Source organism: Pseudomonas sp. SWRI81 (genome assembly GCF_014268545.1).
Classification (GTDB): domain Bacteria; phylum Pseudomonadota; class Gammaproteobacteria; order Pseudomonadales; family Pseudomonadaceae; genus Aquipseudomonas; species Aquipseudomonas hamedanensis.
On record NZ_JABWQS010000002.1, the window covers coordinates 116,247 to 136,358 of the forward strand.

The 20,112-nt window shown below is 57.7% G+C and carries 19 protein-coding genes; 4 read left to right on the forward strand and 15 right to left on the reverse strand.

Annotation, left to right across the window (positions count from 1 at the left end; translation table 11 throughout):
- Positions 1-45 precede the first annotated feature (45 nt).
- From atpA to rpmH, 15 genes are all read right to left on the reverse strand, one after another.
- Positions 46-1,590: a F0F1 ATP synthase subunit alpha gene (gene atpA, locus HU765_RS01985; RefSeq protein ID WP_103302851.1), complete on the reverse strand. Its 1,545-nt coding sequence runs from the start codon at positions 1,588-1,590 to the stop codon at positions 46-48.
- A 21-nt stretch (positions 1,591-1,611) separates the two neighbouring features.
- A complete protein-coding gene (locus HU765_RS01990; RefSeq protein ID WP_016772404.1) occupies positions 1,612-2,148 on the reverse strand; it encodes a F0F1 ATP synthase subunit delta in 537 nt (178 codons plus the stop codon).
- Between the two features lie 12 nt (positions 2,149-2,160).
- Positions 2,161-2,631, reverse strand: a complete 471-nt coding sequence (locus tag HU765_RS01995; protein WP_016772403.1) for a F0F1 ATP synthase subunit B — start codon at positions 2,629-2,631, stop codon at positions 2,161-2,163.
- 58 nt (positions 2,632-2,689) lie between these two features.
- The gene (atpE, locus tag HU765_RS02000) at positions 2,690-2,947 is read right to left on the reverse strand and encodes a F0F1 ATP synthase subunit C (RefSeq protein WP_003097235.1); all 258 of its coding nucleotides are present in this window, start codon (positions 2,945-2,947) and stop codon (positions 2,690-2,692) included.
- Positions 2,948-3,080: 133 nt separating this feature from the next.
- Positions 3,081-3,950, reverse strand: a complete 870-nt coding sequence (gene atpB, locus HU765_RS02005) for a F0F1 ATP synthase subunit A (protein WP_186618841.1) — start codon at positions 3,948-3,950, stop codon at positions 3,081-3,083.
- Positions 3,951-3,966: 16 nt separating this feature from the next.
- Positions 3,967-4,374, reverse strand: a complete 408-nt coding sequence (locus tag HU765_RS02010; RefSeq protein WP_008084411.1) for a F0F1 ATP synthase subunit I — start codon at positions 4,372-4,374, stop codon at positions 3,967-3,969.
- 148 nt (positions 4,375-4,522) lie between these two features.
- Complete coding sequence (locus HU765_RS02015) at positions 4,523-5,395, reverse strand: ParB/RepB/Spo0J family partition protein (protein ID WP_186618842.1); 873 nt, start codon at positions 5,393-5,395, stop codon at positions 4,523-4,525.
- A gap of 9 nt (positions 5,396-5,404) precedes the next feature.
- A complete protein-coding gene (locus tag HU765_RS02020) occupies positions 5,405-6,202 on the reverse strand; it encodes a ParA family protein (RefSeq protein ID WP_186546219.1) in 798 nt (265 codons plus the stop codon).
- A gap of 18 nt (positions 6,203-6,220) precedes the next feature.
- Entirely contained in the window at positions 6,221-6,865 is a 645-nt protein-coding gene (gene rsmG / locus HU765_RS02025) for a 16S rRNA (guanine(527)-N(7))-methyltransferase RsmG (protein WP_186618843.1), read from the reverse strand.
- A complete protein-coding gene (gene mnmG / locus HU765_RS02030) occupies positions 6,862-8,760 on the reverse strand; it encodes a tRNA uridine-5-carboxymethylaminomethyl(34) synthesis enzyme MnmG (protein WP_186618844.1) in 1,899 nt (632 codons plus the stop codon). The genes rsmG and mnmG overlap by 4 nt, the downstream gene beginning before the upstream one ends.
- A 552-nt stretch (positions 8,761-9,312) precedes the next feature.
- On the reverse strand, positions 9,313-10,680 hold the full coding sequence (gene mnmE, locus HU765_RS02035; protein WP_186618845.1) for a tRNA uridine-5-carboxymethylaminomethyl(34) synthesis GTPase MnmE: 1,368 nt from the start codon (positions 10,678-10,680) through the stop codon (positions 9,313-9,315).
- Between the two features lie 81 nt (positions 10,681-10,761).
- The gene (yidC, locus tag HU765_RS02040; protein WP_093096467.1) at positions 10,762-12,444 is read right to left on the reverse strand and encodes a membrane protein insertase YidC; all 1,683 of its coding nucleotides are present in this window, start codon (positions 12,442-12,444) and stop codon (positions 10,762-10,764) included.
- A 2-nt stretch (positions 12,445-12,446) separates the two neighbouring features.
- Entirely contained in the window at positions 12,447-12,692 is a 246-nt protein-coding gene (gene yidD / locus HU765_RS02045; RefSeq protein ID WP_010465488.1) for a membrane protein insertion efficiency factor YidD, read from the reverse strand.
- Positions 12,685-13,086, reverse strand: a complete 402-nt coding sequence (gene rnpA / locus HU765_RS02050) for a ribonuclease P protein component (RefSeq protein WP_217844315.1) — start codon at positions 13,084-13,086, stop codon at positions 12,685-12,687. The genes yidD and rnpA overlap by 8 nt, the downstream gene beginning before the upstream one ends.
- Before the next feature lie 16 nt (positions 13,087-13,102).
- Entirely contained in the window at positions 13,103-13,237 is a 135-nt protein-coding gene (gene rpmH, locus HU765_RS02055) for a 50S ribosomal protein L34 (RefSeq protein ID WP_003213577.1), read from the reverse strand.
- 566 nt (positions 13,238-13,803) lie between these two features.
- Between rpmH and dnaA the strand changes: the two genes are divergently transcribed.
- Genes dnaA through gyrB form a run of 4 tightly spaced genes read left to right on the forward strand, consistent with a single transcriptional unit; the run spans position 13,804 to position 20,014 of the window.
- On the forward strand, positions 13,804-15,330 hold the full coding sequence (dnaA, locus tag HU765_RS02060; protein ID WP_186618846.1) for a chromosomal replication initiator protein DnaA: 1,527 nt from the start codon (positions 13,804-13,806) through the stop codon (positions 15,328-15,330).
- Positions 15,331-15,369: 39 nt separating this feature from the next.
- Positions 15,370-16,473, forward strand: a complete 1,104-nt coding sequence (dnaN, locus tag HU765_RS02065) for a DNA polymerase III subunit beta (protein WP_186546224.1) — start codon at positions 15,370-15,372, stop codon at positions 16,471-16,473.
- Between the two features lie 14 nt (positions 16,474-16,487).
- Positions 16,488-17,591 (forward strand): DNA replication/repair protein RecF, encoded by a 1,104-nt coding sequence (recF, locus tag HU765_RS02070; RefSeq protein ID WP_186618847.1) that lies wholly within the window; start codon positions 16,488-16,490, stop codon positions 17,589-17,591.
- A 5-nt stretch (positions 17,592-17,596) separates the two neighbouring features.
- Positions 17,597-20,014, forward strand: coding sequence for a DNA topoisomerase (ATP-hydrolyzing) subunit B (gene gyrB, locus HU765_RS02075; protein ID WP_186618848.1), 2,418 nt, complete (start codon positions 17,597-17,599; stop codon positions 20,012-20,014).
- The last annotated feature ends 98 nt before the right edge of the window (positions 20,015-20,112 follow it).

Below are 20,112 nucleotides of genomic sequence, written 5' to 3' on the forward strand. Positions count from 1 at the left end.
ACCTATCAGGTTAGCAAGCGGGAGCCTCGCGGCTCCCGCTGCGGCTTACCAGGTTTGGGTGGCCTTGAACTTCTCGATACCGGCTTTCATGCCAGCGTCGATTTCGTCATTGAAGTCACCTTTAACGTTGATCTTGGCCATCAAATCGGCGTGATCGCGGTTGAAGAAAGCAATCAGCGCTTGTTCGAAGCTGCCGATCTTGGCGATTTCAATGTCAGTCAGGAACCCACGCTCAGCGGCATACAGCGACAGCGCCATGTCAGCGATCGACATTGGTGCGTATTGCTTCTGCTTCATCAGCTCGGTAACGCGCTGACCATGCTCAAGTTGCTTACGGGTCGCTTCGTCCAGGTCAGAAGCGAACTGGGCGAATGCCGCCAGCTCACGGTACTGAGCCAGAGCGGTACGGATACCACCGGAGAGCTTCTTGATGATCTTGGTCTGAGCGGCACCACCCACACGGGATACCGAAACACCGGCGTTCACTGCAGGGCGGATGCCCGAGTTGAACATGGCCGATTCCAGGAAGATCTGACCGTCGGTGATGGAAATCACGTTGGTCGGAACGAACGCGGAAACGTCGCCAGCCTGGGTTTCGATGATCGGCAGTGCGGTCAGGGAACCGGTTTTGCCGGTCACTGCGCCGTTGGTGAACTTCTCTACGTATTCTTCCGAAACGCGGGATGCGCGCTCCAGCAGACGGGAGTGGAGATAGAACACGTCGCCTGGGTAAGCTTCACGGCCTGGTGGACGGCGCAGCAGCAGGGAAATCTGGCGGTAAGCCACTGCTTGCTTGGACAGATCGTCATAAACGATCAGCGCGTCTTCACCGCGGTCACGGAAGAATTCACCCATGGTGCAACCGGAGTACGGTGCCAGGAATTGCAGCGCAGGAGATTCCGAAGCACTGGCAGCCACGATGATCGTGTTGGCCAGGGCGCCGTTTTCTTCCAGCTTGCGAACCACGTTGGCGATGGTCGATTGCTTCTGACCGATGGCTACGTAGACGCAGAAAATGCCGCTGTCTTTCTGGTTGATGATCGCGTCGATTGCCAGAGCGGTCTTACCGATCTGACGGTCACCGATGATCAGCTCACGCTGGCCACGGCCGACAGGAATCATGGCATCGACAGCCTTGTAGCCAGTCTGTACAGGCTGGTCTACCGACTTACGCCAGATCACGCCTGGAGCAACTTTCTCGACCGCGTCGGTCTCGGTGTTGCCCAGTGGACCTTTGCCGTCAACAGGGTTACCCAGTGCATCGACTACGCGGCCCAGCAATTCCTTACCAACAGGAACTTCAAGGATGCGGCCGGTGCACTTGGCGCTCATGCCTTCAGCCAGCGACTGGTAGGAGCCCAATACTACGGCACCTACGGAGTCCTGCTCCAGGTTGAGGGCCATACCGTAGACGCCGCCCGGAAACTCGATCATCTCGCCGTACATGACGTCGGCCAGACCGTGAATCCGCACGATGCCGTCAGATACGCTGACGACAGTGCCTTCGTTACGGGCTTGGGAGGTCACATCGAGCTTGTCGATGCGGCCCTTGATAATTTCACTTATTTCGGAAGGATTGAGTTGCTGCATTGCTCTGCTGCCCCTTCAAACTCAAGATTTCAATGCTTCGGCAAGTTTCGCGATTTTGCCGCGAATCGAGCCATCGATAACCAGGTCGCCGGCGCGGATAACGACACCACCTATAAGGGCAGCATCCTCCGCAACTTGCAGGCGCACTTCCCGGTTGAGTCGTGCACTGAGAACCTTGGCGAGTTTGTCTTGCTGTTCTTGGTTCAATGCGAAAGCACTGGTGACTTCAACGTCTACCGATTTCTCTTGTTCGGCCTTGTACAGGTCGAACAGAGCGGCGATCTCCGGCAGAAGCAGGAGACGGTCGTTTTCGGCAACGACGTTGATGAAATTGCGTGCCTTTTCATCAAACTTGTCGCCGCACACGTCAATGAACGTGGCGGCCTTTTCTGCGCTCGTCAGTCGCGGGGCCTTGAGCACGCGCTGCAGGGTGTCGTCTTGCGACACCGCCGCTGCCAGGCCGAGCATGGCTGACCAATTGGCCAGTTGCTGGTGGGCCTGAGCGTGCTCGAAGGCCGCCTTAGCGTAAGGTCGGGCCAACGTGGTCAGTTCTGCCATGATCGCCCTCGCTTAGATTTCAGCAGCCAGTTGGTTAACCAGCTCTGCGTGCGCGTTTTGATCGATTGTGGCACCCAGGATCTTCTCGGCGCCGCCAACAGCCAGCAAGCCCACTTGGGCACGCAGCTTGTCTTTGACGCTGTTCAGTTCCTGTTCGATCTCGGCTTGAGCCTGAACCTTCACACGGTCAGCGTCGATACGGGCTTTTTCAACAGCCTCTTCGACGATCTGGTTACCGCGTTTCTTGGCTTGCTCGATGATTTCAGCTGCCTGAGCTTTCGCTTCGCGCAGTTGCTGACCCGCTTTTTCTTGGGCCAACTCCAGGTCGCGAGCTGCACGGCTGGCAGCGTCCAGACCATCAGCGATCTTCTTTTGACGTTCGTGCAGAGCAGCGATGACCGGTGGCCATACATACTTCATGCAGAACAGTACAAAAATCAGGAACGCAACGGACTGGCCAATCAGGGTCGCATTAATGTTCACGCCAACACCTCGCAGTTACGTTGTCCATCACACCAAATTACCCGGAATATCCGAGTAATCAGCCAGCGATCTGACCAACGAACGGGTTCGCAAAGGTGAAGAACAGAGCGATACCAACACCGATCATGGTTACGGCGTCGAGCAGACCGGCAACGATGAACATTTTAACTTGCAGCATTGGCACCATTTCTGGCTGACGCGCGGCGCCTTCCAGGAACTTGCCGCCCAGCAGGCCGAAACCAATTGCGGTACCCAGTGCGCCCAGGCCGATCAACAGTGCAACAGCGATAGCGGTTAGACCAACTACAGTTTCCATCTTTCCTCCCGACTTTTACGTCGTATGGTTTAGGTTTTTTAGATTAAAGCGGTAAAACAAATCGTTTCAGATGCCCCGTCAGGAGCCCCTTCCCGTTTTACCGGGAAGGACATCAGACTAGTCGAGACTGGTCTTAATGGTTTTCTTCGTGCGCCATCGACAGGTAGACGATGGTCAGCATCATGAAGATGAACGCCTGCAGGGTGATGATCAGGATGTGGAACACAGCCCACGCCCACTGCAGAACAACGCCCAGGCCACTCAGCCAGAGCAGGCCGCTGCCGAACATCACAGCGATCAGAATGAACACCAGCTCGCCGGCATACATGTTGCCGAACAGACGCAGAGCCAGAGAGATCGGCTTGGCGATCAGGGTCACGAACTCCAGCAGGAAGTTCACCGGGATCAGCAGGGCCTGAACGAAAATGTTCTTGCTGCCGAACGGGTGCAGGGTCAGTTCGCCGATGAAGCCGCCGATGCCCTTGACCTTGATGCTGTAGAAGATGATCAGTGCGAACACCGAGAAGGCCATGCCCAGGGTCGCGTTCGGGTCGGTCGTCGACACGGCGCGGAACGGGATGTGCGCATCACCGGAGATCAGGATGGCCAGCTGAGGAATCCAGTCGACCGGTACCAGGTCGACAGCGTTCATCAGGAACACCCAGACGAAGATGGTCAGTGCCAGCGGTGCAATCACCGGGCTACGGCCATGGAAGCTGTCTTTCACGCTGCCATCGACGAATTCGACCAATACTTCAACGAAGTTCTGCAAGGCACCCGGCTGACCCGAAGTCGCTTTCCTTGCCGCCATGCGGAAAAGAAGAACGAAGATCAGACCCAGCGCGACCGACCAGCCGAGAGTATCGACGTGGAAAGCCCAGAAGCCCATTTCCTTGGCTTCTGCTGCGGTGTGGGCAAAGCCCCAGCCGCCGTTGGGTAGCTGACCGAAAGTCAGGTTCTGCAAGTGGTGCTGGATATAGCCCGAAGCGGTTGTCTCTGCCATGGTTGCCTCAAACGCCCTAAGGTCTCGAAAGTCTTGTTCTCATCAGCAGGGGAGCGAACCAGCTGACCGACTGAGTCAGCACGAACACGCCGAATACTGCTATCGGCGCCAGTGGCTTCACACCTGCAAACACCAGTGCAAACAGCACTGCCGTCAAAATCAGTTTGCCTGCCTCGCCGGCATAAAAAGACCGGACGATGGACTGGGCTGCTCGGGCGCCGGAAAACCGAAATGCCTTGTGAGCGAAATAAACATTGGGCAGCAAGGCTATCAGGCCTCCGCAAAGTCCCGAGTATCCGGCAACGACTCCATGCCATTGCCAGAGCGCCAAAGCGGCAATGAGCAAAATGACAAATTGAGCCATCAGCACCGGAAAAACTGCCAGGCGATGGAAGGGCAGGCGGTTTGGCTTGCGGGTTTCCATCACGTTTGCTCTCCAATGGTCGGCTGCCAGAATTCAATAACTTGGCATAATTTGTGCCGACAAAATGCGCGCAGAGTATAGGGGCGGTTCTGCCCCTATTCAACTGTCAGGTAGTGATTTCCGACTGCGCGCTACATGAGGAATTGTTTCAGCGAATGTGTGCGAGCACGCCTTGCAGCTCATCGAGCGAGTTATAACCAATCACCAGTTGTCCTTTGCCCTTCTTGCCATGGCGAATCTGCACCGCAGAGCCTAGGCGCTCGGCCAGGCGCTGCTCGAGGCGAGCGATGTCCGGGTCGGGTTTGCTTGCTTCAACAGGCTCCGGTTTGCCACTCAACCACTGACGAACCAGTGCCTCGGTTTGGCGCACGGTCAGCCCTCGTGCGACAACATGTCGCGCCCCTTCAACCTGCTGATTGTCCGGCAGACCGAGCAAAGCACGGGCATGACCCATTTCCAGGTCGCCGTGGGACAGCATGGTCTTGATGACTTCCGGCAGTGCAATAAGTCGCAACAGGTTAGCCACAGTCACCCGCGACTTACCCACAGCGTCAGCCACTTGTTGCTGGGTCAGCTGGAACTCCTGCTGCAAGCGCTGCAGGGCAACCGCTTCTTCGATCGGATTGAGGTCTTCGCGCTGGATGTTCTCGATCAGCGCGATGGCAATAGCGGTCTCGTCCGGTACATCGCGAACCATGGCCGGGATCGTTTCCTGCCCGGCCTGCTGGCTGGCTCGCCAGCGTCGCTCACCGGCGATGATCTCATAGCGACCGCCGCCAATCGGGCGCACCACGATAGGCTGCATGACGCCTTGGGCCTTGATCGACGACGCCAGTTCTTCCAGCGCCTGCGGGTCCATGTCGCGGCGTGGCTGATATTTGCCACGCTGCAGCAAATCCAGCGGCAGGTGTTGCAGTTCGCGGGTATCGGCCTGCGCAGCTTGTTCTTCCAGCGCGCTGACCGTCGGACCACTCAGCAGTGCATCCAGTCCACGTCCGAGACCTCGTTTCTTGACGGCCATGGGGATTCCTTAAATTGCCTGAGCGGCGGCGGTGCGTGAATTTTTGCGCTGACGGCGAACCATCTCACCCGCCAACGCCAGATAGGCCAGCGCGCCGCGCGATTGCTTGTCGTAGGCCAGCGCCGGCATGCCGTAGCTTGGCGCTTCGGCCAGGCGGATGTTGCGCGGGATCACCGTGTCGTAGAGCTGCTCGCCAAAGTGTTCCTTGAGCTGCGCCGAGACGTCGTTCATCAGGCTCAGGCGCGGGTCGTACATGGTGCGCAGCAAACCTTCGACCTTCAGGTTTGGGTTCAGCAGCTCGGCGATGCGTTTGATGTTATCCACAAGGTCGCTCAACCCTTCGAGCGCAAAGTATTCGCACTGCATGGGGATAATCACCCCGTCAGCGGCAACCAGTGCGTTGAGCGTGAGCATCGACAGCGACGGCGGGCAGTCGATCAGGATGTAATCGTAATTATCACGGATCGGCGCCAGGGCACTGCGCAGGCGGCTTTCCTTCATCTGCATTTCCAGCAGCACCACTTCGGCCGCCGTCAGGTCGCGGTTGGCCGGCAGCAACTGATAACCGCCATGCTCGGAGTAGTGCATGGCCTGGGCCAGATCGCATTCGCCGATCAGCAGGTCGTAGACCGAGTTTTCCAGGCCGTGTTTATCCACACCGCTACCCATGGTGGCGTTGCCCTGTGGATCGAGATCGATCAACAGCACCCGGCGCTTGGTAGCGACCAGGGATGCTGCGAGGTTGATGCAGGTGGTGGTCTTGCCCACACCACCCTTCTGGTTCGCTATCGCGAATACCTTAGCCATTCTTGCTTGTGTTCCCAATCATGCCGTGCGGCGCAGTATCAGCAGATGGCGTTGGCCTTGGCAACCGGGTACGGCCAGGGCGTGTTCGCTATCGAGTTTGAAGTCTGCCGGCAATGCTACCAGCTCATCGGCCGGATGAACGCCCTTCATTGCCAGCCAGCGTGTATTGGCATCGCCCAAGTGACGCGTCCAGTGGGTGAAGTTTTCCATGCTGCTGAACGCCCGGGAAATGATCCCGTTGAACGGCTGATCAGGCTGGAACGCTTCGACACGACTGTGGATAACCTGGAGGTTATCCAGGTTCAGTTCGAGTTTGACCTGAGTCAGGAAGCGGGTTTTCTTGCCGTTACTGTCCAGACAGGTCACTTGCGAGTCCGGATACAGGATCGCCAGCGGGATACCGGGCATGCCGCCGCCACTGCCGACATCGAGCCAACGGCCGTTTTCGATAAACGACATCACGCTGAGGCTGTCGAGCAAGTGACGAGAAACCATTTCATCCGGATCGCGCACGGCGGTCAGGTTGTAGGCCTGGTTCCATTTGATCAACAGGGCCAGGTAACCCAGCAGCAATTCATGCTGGGTTTCCGTCAGATTGACACCGAGCGCGCGGGCTCCTGTGGATAACTCTTCGGCGTGCTGCGAAGTGACCTTAGAACTCAAGCGCTTTGCTCCAACTGACGGCCCGCGCCGCGTTTTTTCAAATGAATCATCAGCAGCGAAATCGCCGCCGGGGTTACACCCGGAATCCGCGAAGCCTGGCCCAGCGTCTCTGGACGCGTTGCACCGAGCTTGCTCTGGATCTCCTTGGAGAGACCGGAAATGTTGGTGTAATCGATATCCACAGGCAGTTTCGTGTCTTCGCTGGCGCGCAGACGGGCGATTTCGTCCTGCTGACGGTCGATGTAACCGGCGTATTTGGTCTTGATCTCGACCTGCTCGGCGACCTGTGGATCCTCTGCGCCCTGCCCGGTCACTTCGACCAGACCAGCGTAGTCGATTTCCGGACGACTCAAGAGATTGAGCAGGTTGTATTCGTGGGTCAGCGGTGTGCCGAATTTTGCCGCAATCGCTTCGCCCTGCGGCGTGCCCGGACGAACCCAAGTGCTTTTCAGACGCTGTTCTTCGAGCTCGATGCTCTCGCGCTTCTTGCAGAAGGCCGCCCAACGCGCGTCATCGACCAGGCCGAGCTCGCGACCTTTTTCGGTCAGACGCAGGTCGGCGTTGTCCTCACGCAGGATCAGGCGGTACTCGGCGCGGGACGTGAACATGCGGTACGGCTCTTGGGTACCGAGGGTGATCAGGTCGTCGACCAACACACCGATGTACGCCTCATCGCGGCGCGGGCACCAGGCTTCCTTGCCTTTGGCGCGCAACGCGGCATTGGCCCCCGCGAGCAAACCCTGGGCGCCGGCTTCTTCGTAACCGGTGGTGCCGTTGATCTGCCCGGCGAAGAACAGACCGGCGATGACTTTGGTTTCGAGGCTGTACTTCAGATCGCGCGGATCGAAATAATCGTACTCGATCGCATAACCCGGACGCACGATGTGCGCGTTTTCCATGCCGCGGATCGATTGCACGATCTGCAATTGCACGTCGAACGGCAAGCTTGTGGATATCCCGTTCGGATACAGCTCATGGGTAGTCAGACCTTCCGGCTCGATGAACACCTGATGGCTTTCCTTGTCGGCAAAGCGGTGGATCTTGTCTTCGATCGACGGGCAATAACGCGGGCCGACGCCTTCGATTTCACCGGCAGCCGAGTACATCGGCGAACGGTCGAGGTTCGCCGCGATGATTTCGTGGGTGCGAGCGTTGGTATGCGTGATCCAGCAACTGACTTGCCGCGGATGCTGTTCCTTGTTGCCCATGAACGACATCACCGGGATCGGCGTATCGCCAGGTTGCTCGGTCATCACCGAGAAATCCACAGACTTGCCGTCGATGCGCGGCGGCGTACCGGTTTTCAAGCGGCCTACCCGCAATGGCAACTCACGCAGACGGTGGGCCAGAGCGATGGATGGCGGATCACCAGCGCGGCCGCCGGAGAAATTCTGCAAACCGATGTGGATAAGTCCACCGAGGAACGTGCCGGTGGTCAACACCACGGAATCGGCGAAGAACCGCAGACCCATTTGGGTGACAACGCCGCGCACCTGATCCTGCTCAACGATCAAGTCATCAGCAGCCTGTTGAAATATCCACAGGTTCGGCTGGTTTTCGAGGATTTCGCGGACAGCGGCTTTGTACAAAATCCGGTCGGCTTGCGCACGGGTCGCCCGTACGGCAGGGCCTTTGCGGCTGTTCAACACGCGAAACTGGATGCCGCCCTTATCGGTGGCCATGGCCATCGCGCCGCCGAGGGCGTCGATTTCCTTGACCAGATGGCTTTTGCCAATGCCACCAATGGCCGGGTTGCAACTCATTGCACCGAGGGTTTCCACGTTATGCGTCAGCAACAGGGTTTTTGCCCCCATACGTGCTGAGGCCAGTGCTGCCTCGGTACCGGCATGACCGCCGCCGATGACGATCACTTCAAAACGGGAAGGGAAATCCACCACGCACCTCGTGCCTGCTTATGTAGGTCATTCAGGAATTAGTTTGAGATCAGGTTTCTGGACCTGGTCGATAAGTATAGGGACTTCGCCCTTCCTAAAGAACCCTTTGCACAAAATTTAACCAGCTGTGGAGAACTCGAGATTAAAAGAATAAAAAAGAGAGAAATTTATAAAACCTTTGTTTTTATGTTTACTCTTACTGGGCAACCTTTCTGTGGATAGATCGCCGCAGGCCTTATTATTCAATGTGTACAGAGATTCAAAACCCTGTGACCATGTGCCAGTGAGGGGCTTGGATAACCGGTGTAAGCCTGTGGATGAAAGAGGTTGTTATCCACAGAGGGGTTTATATCCAGTTTTCAGGCCCTGTTATCAACCGACCTTAGCGGCAGTTATTCACAGGGCTTAATCCACAGATATTGACTGAAAAGGCGAATCGCGGACGCAGAAAATCCTTGTCGGGACCGAAAAGTCAGACAAACAGCGAGCGAAAATAATGCTGAGAGGGGAGATGGCAGGTCGCGAGCGGACCTGCCGGGAGTAGCGAAGGGACTATTTGCCGATGCAGAAGCTGGAAAAGATCCTTCCCAACAGATCATCAGAGCTAAACGCGCCAGTGATTTCCCCCAGGGAATGCTGAGCCTGGCGCAAGTCCTCGGCCAGCAGTTCTCCCGCGCCTGCCAGGGTCAGCTGCGCACGGCCGTGTTCCAGCGCCGCACTGGCGTGGCGCAACGCTTCGAGATGCCGACGGCGTGCGCTGAAGCTGCTCTCTGAGGTCTGCTCGTAACCCATGCAGGCCTTGAGATGGTCTCGCAACAGGTCCAGTCCTTCGGCGGACTTGGCGCTGAGACTGATCGTCACATGGCCATCCTCACTGGTATCCAGGGTAATCGCTTCACCCGTCAGGTCCGCTTTGTTGCGGATCAGGGTAACTTTTGCCGGATCTGGTCGGGTTTCCAGAAATTCTGGCCAAAGTGCAAACGGATCCAGCGCTTCCGGTGCGGTTGCATCGACGACCAACAAAACGCGGTCCGCTTCACCGATAGCCTTCAATGCGCGCTCGACGCCGATCTTTTCCACATGATCGTCGGTATCACGAAGGCCTGCGGTGTCGACAACGTGCAGCGGCATACCATCGATGTGGATATGTTCGCGCAGGATATCCCGGGTCGTGCCGGCGATTTCGGTCACGATCGCTGCTTCGCGACCCGCCAGGGCATTGAGCAGACTCGATTTGCCGGCGTTCGGCCGGCCGGCAATGACCACGGTCATGCCGTCGCGCAACAAGGCACCCTGCCCGGCTTCGCGGAGGACTGTGGATAACTCGTCACGCACCTTGTCGAGCATGCTCAGAACATGGCCATCGGCGAGAAAGTCGATTTCCTCTTCCGGGAAGTCGATGGCGGCCTCGACGTAAATACGCAGGCCGATCAGCTGTTCGGTCAGGTTATGCACACGCTGGGAAAACGCGCCCTGCAATGAACGCAAAGCGTTACGCGCAGCCTGGGCAGAACTGGCCTCGATCAAATCAGCAATCGCCTCGGCCTGAGCCAGATCGAGTTTGTCATTGAGGAACGCCCGCTCGCTGAATTCCCCCGGCCGCGCCAAACGACAGCCCAGTTCCAGGCAGCGCTTGAGCAGCATGTCCAGAACGATCGGACCGCCATGGCCCTGCAGTTCCAGCACGTCTTCGCCGGTGAACGAGTTCGGCCCGGGGAAATATAGGGCCAGACCTTCATCAAGCACCTGCTGACCATCACTGAAAAATGGACCGTAATGTGCGTAACGCGGTTTAAGTTCGCGGCCGCTGATGGCTTTCGCCGCCACGCTGGCCAACGGCCCGGAAATACGGACGATGCCCACACCGCCGCGACCTTGGGCGGTGGCGACAGCGGCAATGGTTTCACGAGGTGTGCTCATAAACCGGAATCCAGACAAAAGTGGCAGATAGCAAAACGCCCCACTAGGGGGCGTTTTGAGTGGTGTTATCCACAGTGCAAGTTACGCCTCGGCTTTCTTCGTCGCCGCTTCGATCTTACGCGTGATGTACCACTGCTGTGCAATCGACAGGCAGTTGTTCACCACCCAGTACAGCACCAGACCGGCCGGGAACCACAGGAAGAAGAAGGTGAAGATGATTGGCATCATTTTCATGACCTTCGCCTGCATCGGATCCGGAGGTGTCGGGTTCAGCTGCTGCTGGATAAACATGGTTGCGCCCATGATGATCGGCAGAATGAAGAACGGATCCTTGATCGACAGGTCAGTGATCCACAGCATGAACGGCGCCTGGCGCATTTCCACGCTTTCCAGCAGCACCCAGTACAGCGAAAGGAAAACCGGCATCTGCACCAGGATCGGCAAGCAGCCGCCCAGCGGGTTGATCTTCTCTTTCTTGTACAGCTCCATCATGGCTTGCGACATTTTCTGCCGGTCATCGCCATGTTGCTCTTTCAGTGCAGCCAGTTTCGGCGCCACGGCACGCATGCGCGCCATCGATTTGTAGCTGGCGGCCGACAGCGGGAAGAAGATCCCTTTGATCAGCATGGTCAGGAAGATGATCGACCAGCCCCAGTTACCGACAATGGCGTGGATGTGTTGCAGCAACCAAAAGATTGGCTGGGCAATGAACCACAGTATGCCGTAGTCGACGGTCAGTTCCAGACCTGGGGACAACTCTTTCAGCACGGCCTGGCTTTTCGGGCCGGCGTACAGCACAGCGCTGGTTTCAACCTTGGCACCCGGAGCAGCGGTCAACGTCGGACCGGTGTAACCGATGATGTAGTTGCCTTTGCTGTCCTTACGGGTCTGGACGATATTGTTCTCGCCCTTCGCCGGAATCCACGCGGTCACGAAGTAGTGTTGCAGCCAGGCCACCCAACCACCGGTGACGGTTTCCTTGAGCTGCGCCTTGTCCATGTCCTTCATGGAGACTTTCTTGTACGGCTCCGAACTTGTCCACAGGGCAGCGCCCAGGTAAGTCGCGGTACCGGTCGCCGTAGTCGACGAAGGATCAGCGCTGGCGTCGCGCTTCAACTGGGCAAACATTGCGCCGTTCCAGGGCTGAGCGCTCTGGTTATCCACAATGTAGGAAACGGCTACGTCGTACAGGCCGCGTTTCAGCGTGAAACGCTTGATGTAGTTGACGCCGTCCTTGCTGAATTTCAGGTCAACGACCAGTTGGTCCTGACCGTCAGCCAGTTGATAAGTCTTCTTTTCCGAGGAGTAAACCGGACGACCGGCCGGGTTTGCATCCGGGCCGTTGGTGCCGATCAGACCGCTTTGTGCCAGATAAACACGCTCGCCACCGTTATCGAACAGCTGGAACGGCACATCAGGACGATCCTGACGACGCGGATACAGCGGCAGAGTCAGTTGGGCAACGTCGCCACCTTGTGGATCGATCGCCAGATCGAGCACGTCGGTCTTGATCTGGATCAGATCCTTGCTGGCGGCGACCGGCGTTTCGGCAGGTGCGCTGGTATCGCTGGCGGCACGCGGAATATCGTCACTGGCAGCAGCATTAGTGCCTGTGGCGGTGTCCGGCAAACCGGATGTAGTCGTACTGGAAGCAACATTCTGAGTCGGCAGGGCAGCCTGGCCATAGTCCTGGTTCCATTTAAGAACCATGACGTAGGACACGATTGCCAGGGCGACGATCAGGATCGTGCGTTTGATATCCATGATTACTCGGCCATCGAAGAAGAACGGGAGGTAGGGATAGGTGGAACCGGGTCATAACCACCGGGATTCCACGGATGACAGCGACCTAAACGACGAAAGGTCAGCCAGCCACCGCGCAGAAGGCCATGATTTTCAATGGCTTCATACGCGTAGCAGGAACAACTGGGGTAGAAACGACAGTGGCTGGCCATTAAAGGACTAATGGCATAACGATAAAACTGGATCGGAACGAGGGCCAGTTTACGCATCGGTACTGTCTACCCCTACAGTTTCGGTTTTGACTGCCGGAACGGGCTTGCTGCGTGCCAGACGCTTCCAGAGTTTGCCGAAATGCTGAATCAATTCGGGGTTTTCTACATCACCCAAACCTTTGCGCGCGACGATAACGATATCCCAGCCGACCAGTGAATCCTGGTGCAGACGGAACGATTCGCGCATCAGACGTTTGAGGCGATTGCGCTCAACGGAGAGCTTTACGCTCTTTTTCCCGATAACCAGCCCGAGACGGGGGTGATCAAGATCGTTGTTGCGTGCAAGGAGCAGGAGATTTTTCCCCGGAACCTTGCCGGTAGGGGAGTCAAAGACTGCCTTGAAATGCCGGGGAGTAAGCAGACGCTTTTCCCGACTGAAGTCCTGACTCACCTCCAGTACCGGATTATCAAACTGCCAGACGCGCACGACCTTTGGCGCGACGACGCGACAGAACTGCGCGGCCGTTCTTGGTAGCCATGCGAGCACGGAAACCGTGGGTACGAGCGCGTTTGATAGTGCTTGGTTGGAAAGTACGTTTCATGTCGTGTTACCTGGTTCGTCCACAACGGGCCGGAATGGCCCCCGTTTTAAGAGACCGGGGATTCTAGAGAAAGCAAGCCTTCAGGTCAATTTCCAACCAGCGTTTCCTTATAAATAGATCCGAGGCTCGTCTTTGCCAGAACACCTGCCCGGTATACATAAAAATAAAGAAGGGAATTATTTAAAGCTTTTCTGTAAAGCTTATAAAAGCTAGACCCGCCTTCCTCTGTGGATAAGTACCATCAGGCCTTTGAATACAAGGTGTACAGAGAATGACAACTACCGTGGTAAGCGGTGACAAGCCTGTGCTGCGCTGTCGGATAAGCTGTGCGTGGAATGGCTGTTTATCCACAGGCAGGTTATCCACCGAGTTCAACCCCCAGTTGTCCAGTGAGCTCAGTCGGGGTTATCCACAGACCTTATGCACACACCGTTGGTCGCTTTTACATCACTTAAGGCATTGATAAATCATGGTCGGCGGGCAACCTGCATGTGGATAAGTGAACCGCTCGCCGCTACAATGGCCGCTTGTTTTTGCCTCACCGGCTTTCAACTTAGGGGATATCCGTGTCAGTGGAACTTTGGCAGCAGTGCGTGGAGCTTTTGCGCGAGGAGCTGCCTGCCCAACAATTCAACACCTGGATCCGTCCACTACAGGTCGAAGCCGAAGGCGACGAGTTGCGCGTCTACGCACCGAACCGTTTTGTGCTCGACTGGGTCAATGAAAAGTACCTGGGGCGCGTCCTTGAACTGCTGGATGAGCATGGCAACGGCATGGCGCCGGCGCTCTCCTTATTAATAGGCAGCAAACGCAGTTCCGCTCCGCGTGCCGCGCCGAATGCGCCGCTGGCTGCCGCGCAGGTGTCCCAGGCTCAGGCCAATGCCGCGCCGGTAAGCGCTCCGGCGCCAGCTCAGACGCCAGCCCCGGCCGCCAAGCGCTCGACGCAGAAAAGCCCCGAAGTCAGCGATGAACCGTCTCGCGACAGTTTCGACCCCATGTCCGGCGCCGCTTCGCAACAGGCCCCGGTCCGCGCTGAACAGCGCACGGTCCAGGTGGAAGGCGCGCTCAAGCACACCAGCTACCTGAACCGCACGTTTACCTTTGAAAATTTCGTCGAGGGTAAATCCAACCAGCTCGCCCGTGCAGCGGCCTGGCAAGTGGCGGACAACCCCAAGCACGGCTACAACCCACTCTTCCTTTATGGTGGCGTCGGCCTGGGTAAGACCCACTTGATGCATGCGGTGGGTAACCATCTATTAAAGAAGAACCCGAATGCCAAGGTCGTGTACCTGCATTCCGAGCGTTTCGTCGCTGACATGGTCAAGGCGCTGCAACTGAATGCGATCAACGAGTTCAAGCGCTTCTACCGTTCGGTGGACGCCTTGCTGATCGACGATATTCAGTTCTTCGCCCGCAAAGAGCGCTCGCAGGAAGAGTTTTTCCACACCTTCAACGCTTTGCTTGAAGGCGGTCAGCAAGTCATTCTTACCAGTGACCGCTACCCGAAAGAAATCGAAGGCCTTGAAGAGCGCCTCAAGTCCCGGTTCGGCTGGGGGCTGACGGTGGCCGTCGAGCCGCCAGAGCTGGAAACCCGTGTGGCGATCCTGATGAAAAAGGCCGACCAGGCCAAAGTCGAGCTGCCCCACGACGCTGCATTTTTCATTGCCCAGCGTATTCGTTCCAATGTCCGTGAGCTGGAAGGCGCGCTGAAACGCGTGATTGCCCACTCGCACTTCATGGGGCGCGACATCACCATCGAGTTGATTCGCGAATCGCTGAAAGACCTGCTGGCGTTGCAAGACAAGCTGGTCTCTGTGGATAACATTCAGCGCACGGTCGCCGAATACTACAAAATCAAGATCTCCGACCTGCTGTCCAAGCGCCGTTCGCGCTCGGTGGCTCGTCCGCGTCAGGTGGCCATGGCCTTGTCCAAGGAGCTGACCAACCACAGCCTGCCGGAAATCGGCGATGTGTTTGGCGGCCGCGATCACACCACCGTGTTGCACGCCTGCCGCAAGATCAACGAACTTAAGGAATCCGACGCGGACATCCGCGAGGACTACAAGAACCTGCTGCGTACACTGACCACTTGATGAACACCAGCGCAGCTTATTAAGGCAAGGGACTAGACCATGCATTTCACCATTCAACGCGAAGCCCTGTTGAAACCCCTGCAACTGGTCGCAGGCGTTGTCGAGCGCCGACAGACCTTGCCGGTACTCTCCAACGTGCTGCTGGTTGTCGAAGGCCAGCAACTGTCGCTGACCGGTACCGACCTTGAAGTCGAACTGGTCGGTCGTGTGCAACTTGAAGAGCCGGCTGAAACAGGCTCCATCACCGTGCCTGCACGCAAGCTGATGGACATCTGCAAAAGCCTGCCCAACGATGCGCTGATCGATATCAAGGTCGACGAGCAGAAGCTGGTGGTGAAGGCCGGTCGCAGTCGTTTCACTCTGTCGACCTTGCCGGCCAACGATTTCCCGACTGTCGAGGAAGGCCCGGGTTCGCTGACCTGCAGCCTGGAGCAGAGCAAGCTGCGCCGCCTGATCGAGCGCACCAGTTTCGCCATGGCCCAGCAGGACGTGCGTTATTACCTCAACGGCATGTTGCTGGAGGTTTCCGCCGGCATCATCCGCGCTGTAGCCACCGACGGTCACCGTCTCGCCATGTGCTCGATGCAGGCCGATATCGGTCAGCCGGATCGCCACCAGGTCATCGTGCCACGCAAGGGTATCCTCGAACTGGCGCGTCTGCTCACCGAACCGGACGGCAATGTCAGCATTGTCCTGGGTCAGCACCACATCCGCGCGACCACGGGTGAATTCACCTTCACCTCGAAACTGGTCGACGGCAAATTCCCGGATTACGAGCGCGTACTGCCGAAGGGCGGCGACAAGCTGGTGCTGGGCGATCGTCAGGCGCTGCGCGAAGCGTTCAGCCGCACCGCGATCCTGTCTAACGAGAAGTACCGCGGCATCCGTCTGCAACTGGCCAGCGGTCAGTTGAAAATCCAGGCCAACAACCCGGAGCAGGAAGAAGCGGAAGAAGAAGTGGGCGTTGAATACAACGGCGGCTCCCTGGAAATCGGCTTCAACGTCAGCTACCTGCTCGACGTGCTGGGCGTGATGACCACCGAGCAGGTTCGCCTGATCCTGTCCGACTCCAACAGCAGTGCGCTGGTGCAAGAGTCCGACAATGACGACTCGGCTTACGTTGTCATGCCGATGCGTCTGTAATCAGCTGAATCTGGATGTCCTTAAGTCGTGTTTCGGTCACCGCGGTGCGCAATCTGCACCCGGTGACCTTCTCCCCCTCTCCCCGCATCAATATTCTTTACGGCGCCAACGGCAGCGGCAAAACCAGTGTTCTGGAAGCCATACACCTGCTGGGGCTTGCCCGTTCGTTTCGTAGCACGCGGCTGTTGCCGGTCATCCAGTACGAACAATTGGCCTGCACCGTATTCGGCCAGGTTGAACTGGCTGAGGGCGGGCATAGCGCGCTGGGGATTTCCCGCGACCGTCAGGGCGAATTCCAGATCCGCATCGACGGACAGAATGCCCGTAGCGCTGCGCAACTGGCGGAGATCCTGCCGCTGCAGTTGATCAACCCGGACAGCTTCCGTCTGCTGGAAGGTGCGCCGAAGATTCGCCGGCAGTTTCTCGACTGGGGTGTGTTCCACGTCGAACCGCGTTTCATGGCGACCTGGCAGCGTTTGCAGAAGGCCTTGCGCCAGAGAAACTCCTGGCTGCGGCATGGTACACTTGACGCCGTTTCGCAAGCGGTTTGGGACAGGGAACTGTGCCAGGCCAGCGCTGAAATCGATGAATACCGCCGCGCTTACATCACAGCCTTGAAACCGGTCTTCGAACAGACCTTGAGCGAACTGGTTGAGCTCGAGGGTTTGACGCTCAGCTATTACCGAGGCTGGGACAAAGACCGGGAATTGAGCGCCGTACTCGCCGGTTCCGTGCAACGGGATCAGCAAATGGGCCATACCCAGGCCGGACCGCAACGGGCTGATTTGCGTCTCAGATTGGGCGCACACAACGCCGCGGACATCTTGTCGCGGGGTCAGCAAAAGTTGGTGGTCTGTGCACTGCGGATTGCCCAAGGGCATCTGGTCAGCCAGGCCCGCCGCGGTCAGTGTATTTATCTGGTGGATGACTTGCCGTCCGAGCTGGACGAGGGTCACCGCCGCGCGCTGTGCCGCTTGCTGGAAGACTTACGCTGCCAGGTTTTCATCACCTGTGTAGATCACGAATTATTGAGGGAAGGCTGGCAGACGGAAACGCCAGTCGCTCTGTTCCACGTGGAACAGGGCCGTATCACCCAGACCCACGACCATCGGGAGTGAAGGCATTGAGCGAAGAAAATACGTACGACTCAACGAGCATTAAAGTGCTGAAAGGCCTGGATGCCGTACGCAAACGTCCCGGTATGTACATTGGTGACACCGATGATGGCAGCGGTCTGCACCATATGGTGTTCGAGGTGGTCGACAACTCGATCGACGAAGCCCTCGCCGGCCATTGCGACGACATCAGCATCATCATCCACCCGGACGAGTCCATCACCGTTAAAGACAACGGTCGTGGCATCCCGGTAGACGTGCACAAAGAGGAAGGCGTTTCTGCCGCCGAGGTCATCATGACCGTCCTCCACGCGGGCGGTAAGTTCGACGACAACTCCTACAAGGTTTCCGGCGGTCTGCACGGTGTAGGTGTGTCGGTAGTGAACGCATTGTCGGAACAGCTGGTACTGACCGTTCGCCGCAGCGGCAAGATCTGGGAACAGACCTACGTCCACGGCGTGCCTCAGGCACCGATGGCCATCGTTGGCGACAGCGAGACCACCGGTACGCAGATTCACTTCAAGGCTTCCAGCGAGACCTTCAAGAACATTCACTTCAGCTGGGACATCCTCGCCAAGCGAATTCGTGAACTGTCCTTCCTCAATTCCGGTGTCGGCATCGTCCTCAAGGACGAACGCAGCGGCAAGGAAGAGCTGTTCAAATACGAAGGCGGCCTGCGTGCGTTCGTTGAATACCTGAACACCAACAAGACTGCGGTCAATCAGGTGTTCCACTTCAACATCCAGCGCGAAGACGGCATCGGCGTGGAAATCGCCCTGCAGTGGAACGACAGCTTCAACGAGAACCTGTTGTGCTTCACCAACAACATTCCGCAGCGCGACGGCGGCACCCACCTGGTGGGCTTCCGTTCGGCGCTGACGCGTAACCTGAATAATTACATCGAGCAGGAAGGTCTGGCGAAGAAGCACAAGGTCGCCACCACCGGTGACGATGCCCGCGAAGGCCTGACTGCGATCATTTCGGTGAAGGTGCCGGATCCGAAGTTCAGCTCCCAGACTAAAGACAAGCTGGTGTCTTCCGAAGTGAAGACCGCAGTGGAACAGGAGATGGGCAAGTACTTCTCCGACTTCCTCCTGGAAAACCCCAACGAAGCCAAGCTGGTCGTCGGCAAGATGATCGACGCCGCCCGTGCCCGTGAAGCCGCGCGCAAGGCCCGTGAGATGACCCGCCGCAAAGGCGCGCTGGACATCGCCGGCCTGCCGGGCAAGCTCGCTGACTGCCAGGAAAAAGACCCGGCGCTGTCCGAACTGTACCTGGTGGAAGGTGACTCCGCGGGCGGCTCTGCCAAGCAGGGACGTAACCGCAAGACCCAGGCGATCCTGCCGTTGAAGGGCAAGATCCTCAACGTCGAGAAAGCCCGTTTCGACAAGATGATCTCGTCCCAGGAAGTGGGCACGCTGATCACCGCGCTGGGTTGCGGCATCGGCCGCGAAGAGTACAACATCGACAAGCTGCGTTATCACAACATCATCATCATGACCGATGCTGACGTTGACGGTTCGCACATCCGTACCCTGCTGCTGACCTTCTTCTTCCGTCAGTTGCCGGAGCTGATCGAGCGCGGCTACATCTACATCGCCCAGCCGCCGCTGTACAAGGTCAAGAAAGGCAAGCAAGAGCAATACATCAAAGACGACGACGCCATGGAAGAGTACATGACGCAGTCGGCCCTGGAAGATGCGAGCCTGCACCTGAACGAAGACGCTCCGGGCATTTCCGGTGAAGCGCTGGAACGTCTGGTGAACGACTTCCGCATGGTGATGAAGACCCTCAAGCGTCTGTCGCGCCTGTACCCGCAGGAACTGACCGAACACTTCATCTACCTGCCAGCCGTCAGCCTTGAAAAGCTTGGCGACCACGCGGCGATGCAAGAGTGGCTGGCCCAGTACGAAGTGCGCCTGCGCACCAACGAGAAGTCGGGTCTGGTCTACAAGGCCAGCCTTCGCGAAGACCGTGAACGTGGTGTATGGCTGCCAGAGGTCGAACTGATCTCCCACGGCCTGTCGAACTACGTCACCTTCAACCGCGACTTCTTCGGCAGCAACGATTACAAAACCGTTGTTACGCTTGGCGCGCAACTGAGCACCCTGCTCGACGAAGGCGCGTACATCCAGCGTGGCGAGCGCAAGAAAGCCGTCACCGAGTTCAAGGAAGCCCTGGACTGGCTGATGGCCGAAAGCACCAAGCGCCACACCATCCAGCGATACAAAGGTCTGGGCGAAATGAACCCGGATCAGCTGTGGGAAACCACCATGGACCCAAGCGTGCGTCGCATGCTGAAAGTCACCATCGAAGACGCCATCGGCGCAGACCAGATCTTCAACACCCTGATGGGTGATGCGGTCGAACCTCGCCGGGACTTCATCGAGAGCAATGCGCTGGCGGTTTCCAACCTGGATTTCTGATCAGGGTTGCATAAAAAAGGCCAACGCATTGCGTTGGCCTTTTTGTTGGCGGATCAAAAGATCGCAGTTGTGCCAGCGTTGCCCAGCCTGCGTCCTGT